Source organism: Okeania sp. SIO2B9 (genome assembly GCF_010672505.1).
GTDB classification, from domain to species: domain Bacteria; phylum Cyanobacteriota; class Cyanobacteriia; order Cyanobacteriales; family Microcoleaceae; genus Okeania; species Okeania hirsuta.
Genome location: NZ_JAAHGK010000825.1, coordinates 1 through 3,532 on the forward strand (window position 1 = coordinate 1; position 3,532 = coordinate 3,532).

Consider the following 3,532-nt stretch of genomic DNA (forward strand, 5'->3'; position numbering starts at 1 on the left):
GCAACAACTAAAAAAATAACTATTAGTAGACACGCAGGTGATTGGTATTTAAGTTTGAGTTATGAATTTACTCAATATCTAACACCAAAAACTACTGAAGTTATAGGTGTAGATTTAGGCATTAAAACATTAGCAACTTTAAGTGATGGAAAAGTTTTTGACAGCGTCAAGTCATATCGCCAGTTTGAAGCCAAGCTTTCTCAACTACAATATCTAAACCGGAATAAAGAAATTGGTTCAGCTAATTGGCGTTCTTCACAACTCAAAATTGCCAAGCTACACGCAAAAGTAGCTAACATCCGTAAAGACACACTTCATAAATTGACAACTTACCTAGCCAAAAACCACGGCACTGTTGTCATAGAAGATTTAAACGTTAGTGGAATGTTAGCTAACCGTAAACTGGCTAAGTCAATAGCAGACCAAGGCTTTTATGAATTCAGGCGTCAACTAGAATATAAAACACAGTGGTACGGTTCTGAGTTAGCAATAGTTGATAGGTTTTTTCCATCATCAAAGACTTGTTCTAACTGTGGTCATGTTCAGGATATGCCATTAAACGTAAGGACTTATGACTGCCCTGAATGTGGCTTGTCAATAGATAGAGATTTAAACGCCAGTATAAATTTAAGAGATGCGGTCGGCTCGACCGTGAATGCCTGTGGATGAGTAACCGCCGACGGCCTCAGTGGAAGCAGGAAGTAAACATCAGATTGTCACCTTATGTGACGCTTTGTATCAGTTTTATAGAGCAGTATCATTTACCTCGTATATATTATTGGATTCAAAACCATACTGTCGCTCATTATCCTACCTATAATTTATTTCATCTGTATCAAAATCCTTGGTCAGAATTTGCCATGGCTCACTTTCAAATTCTCAACAAAAGCGATCGCTTTGTGAATACGATCCAGTGGGGTAGCATGGTAATGAGTGTCTTGGGTGTTTCTATTCTTGCTAAACAGTTAGGTGGTAATATTCGCGATCAAATTCTGGCTAGTGTTTTTGCTGTAACTATTCCTATGGGAATTCTACAAGCTTCTGGTACTAATAACGATCTTGTAGTTACTTTTTGGTTAATTTGTTTTGTTTATTTTACATTTACAACCTTAGAAAACGGTATATCTAAAAGTAATATTTTGTTTTTAGGGTTTAGTTTAGGTTTAGCTATTTTAACAAAAGGTACGGCTTATATTTATGCTTTCCCATTTTGTATTTGGTTATTGTTGTGGGGAATTAAGAATTTAAAGTGGCAAGCTATTAAACCTATAGTTATTATTTTATTAATAGTATTAGCCATTAATTTAGGACATTATTTAAGAAATTATGCTCTTTTTGACTCGGTATTAGGGTTGGCGGCGACGGGAGAAAGAAATAAAGAATTCGGTGTATTGATTTCTATTTCAGGAATCTTAAAAAATTTATCATTGCATGCTGATATTGTCAGGAATCTACAATTAGAAAAAATTATTTCTCCTACTACGGGTTTAACTAATAAAGTATTAGAAATTATTCACGGAGTATTAGGAATAGACTTATCCGATCCAGCTTTAATTAGCCCTAAAGCCAGAAAATTTTATGTTCCTGGCTTATCTACTAATGAAGATGTTGCAGGTAATCCTTTGCATTTATTATTAATAATAGGGTCATTTGTTGTCTTAACTATTAATCAAAAAATATGGACAAATAAACTTTTAATTAAATATGGGATAGTTCTAGTTTTAGGTTTTGTTTTATTTGCAAGTCTTTTAACATGGTCTCCTTATCGTTGTCGATTACATTTACCTCTATTTATATTATTTTCTCCTTTTGTAGCTGTTGTATTTTCTAAATCTTTACCGAAACAAGTAAGCTATTTCTTGGCAATACTTGTTTTATGTCTTTCTTACAAATGGGTTTTCTTTAATTCAGTAAGACCATTAATTGGGGAGAACAATATTTTTCAAAATTCAAGAGTAGAACAGTATTTTCAAACTCAACCAACATATCAACAATTTTATTTAGATGAAGTTGTGAGAGTAGAATCAAATCAATGTAAAAATATAGGTTTGACTTTTAAAAGTTCTTCTTTTGAGTATCCTTTATTAGTTCTATTAAATGAAAATTACCCTAAAGAAATTAAACATATAAATGTGGAGAATGAATCTCAAGTATTAATCAAGAAAGATTCTAACTCTAATTTTCAAAACTTAAATAATGATTGTATTATCAATATAGATAGAAATAAATTAAAAAATTAAGAGAATTAATAATGAAAATGAGCGACAAAAAGTTATTATTTTATTCATAATTTTAAGGTAATGGATGGATGAAAGATTATGCTCATTTTCTAAAAATATTCGGTGTAGTTGTTATTTCTCAATTAACAGTGGTATTTACTATCAATCTATTAGTAGATCCTTATAAAATTTATTTTTCCAGGAAGTCTATTTTACTCTTAACAACATGACAAGGACTATTTCACTTAAATCTCTTCACCATATCAATTTGACTACAGCAGTAATTTTATTAATTGGAGCTACCCTAAGAATTTATCAGTTCATTTTCAACCGTCCACTTTGGCTAGATGAAGCAATGTTGGCGGTAAATGTAATTGATCGTTCCTAATTAAGGAATCTTTGGTAGTAAGATTTCTAAAATTCAATGCGAGACGGTGGCTTGGGATCTGAGAATAATTAATTTGGGGTAATCTTTTATGTAAGAGTTGGAAAAAACCTAAATAAAAATAGATCAGAGAAAATATCGCTGAAGTATAAATAGTTGCATTAATCCTTACATTAAGTTTTTTTAGTAGTAATTGCTTTTCTTGTAATAAAAAAGGAATTGATAAAATTCCTAAAGAAAGTAATTGTAGACAAATAATTTCCAATATTGTTGAAATTGATGTTGAAGGAGCATTGAAAATAATCCAACTTAATAAGCCAATAATTGCTAGAGAGGTAAATAATCTGGTTCTTGTTAATTTTAACAAATCAAAAGTTTGCAAAATTACAATTATTAAAACTACTGAAAAAAATAGCATTCCGTTATTATTGGTAGTCGGAATAGTCGGAAGAAAAAGAAGCAGTAAACAAATTGCTAGATTCCCTTTTTGATAGTATTGAGTAACTGCAACACTGATAACGATAAGTGTGACAATTTTTGCAAAAGGAGTTGTTCTAGCTAATTGCAATTTTGCAAATAAAGATAAGGGATAAACTTCAACAAAAACATAATTAACAGCAAGTGCCAACAAAGTAAAATATATAATGATACAAAGATTTTTTTTATCATCAGAACTTAATAAATCTGAAGTTTTAATTAATAAAAAAGTACCAGTAAGATAAAAAATAAAACTCTTCCATTCTTGAATCGAAAACCGAGAAGGAATTATGTGGTGAGGATGGCGAATATAACCATACCAATAAATAAATTCTGAGTCACTTAGAATCTCACTATTAGTTGCTCCTGTTAACTTCATGGGAACATAAACTAAACAAGCAAAGCCTACAAATATTACTAAAGAAATTATTAAAGTTTTCAGAGAATGATT

At 30.7% G+C, this 3,532-nt stretch carries 2 protein-coding genes and 1 pseudogene; 2 read left to right on the top strand and 1 reads right to left on the bottom strand.

The features are described 5' to 3' along the window. Together F6K13_RS24015 and F6K13_RS24020 are read left to right on the top strand one after the other, a co-directional pair. A partial coding sequence (locus tag F6K13_RS24015; RefSeq protein ID WP_287288606.1) for an RNA-guided endonuclease TnpB family protein occupies positions 1–669 on the top strand: 669 nt, incomplete at its 5' end. Continuing rightward, positions 666–2,240, top strand: coding sequence for a glycosyltransferase family 39 protein (locus F6K13_RS24020; RefSeq protein ID WP_124146127.1), 1,575 nt, complete (start codon positions 666–668; stop codon positions 2,238–2,240). The genes F6K13_RS24015 and F6K13_RS24020, both read left to right, overlap by 4 nt. A 305-nt stretch (positions 2,241–2,545) precedes the next feature. On the opposite strand, the pseudogene F6K13_RS24025 reads toward F6K13_RS24020, so the two are convergent. Further along, positions 2,546–3,532: pseudogene (locus tag F6K13_RS24025) on the bottom strand (hypothetical protein); the annotation flags it as partial.

Bases quoted from the DNA above. Each gene is read 5' to 3' on its own strand.
- F6K13_RS24020 (WP_124146127.1), top strand. From the start codon at position 666: ATGAGTAACCGCCGACGGCCTCAGTGGAAGCAGGAAGTAAACATCAGA.